A 446-nucleotide genomic window follows, 5' to 3' on the forward strand; every position below is an offset into this window, starting at 1 on the left:
GTCCAAGGATTAAGGCATGAGCATCCGCTGGCGCTGCTGCTGCGGGCGGCCGAGCTGCCGCGCAGCACGTTCTACTACCAGATCAAGGCCTTGGGCACTGACGATCGGTACGCGGCTCTGAAGGCGCGTATCCGGGCGATCTACGATCGCCACAAAGGGCGCTATGGCTACCGTCGCATCACCGCCGTCCTGCGACAGGCCGGTGAGGCGATCAACCACAAGACCGTCCAGCGGTTGATGCAACAGCTGGGCTTGAAGTCCCTGGTTCGTCCCAAGCGTTATCGTGCCTACCGAGGCGAGGAAGGCTACGCCGCCCCTCATACGTTGCAGCGTCGCTTTCAGGCCCAGCGCCCCAACCAGCGGTGGGTGACGGACATCACGGAATTCAAGATCGCTGGTCAGAAGCTCTACCTATCACCGGTCATGGATCTGTACAACGGAGAGAT

1 protein-coding gene is annotated in these 446 nt (G+C 61.4%); it reads left to right on the top strand.

Features of this window, described 5'->3' with window-relative positions; all coding sequences use genetic code 11:
- Positions 1 to 446: IS3 family transposase (locus tag ACGTN6_RS21080; RefSeq protein ID WP_394595067.1), on the top strand; the 446-nt coding region annotated here is incomplete at both ends.

The organism is Halomonas sp. B23F22_20, from assembly GCF_043496985.1.
Taxonomy (GTDB): Bacteria; Pseudomonadota; Gammaproteobacteria; order Pseudomonadales; family Halomonadaceae; genus Halomonas.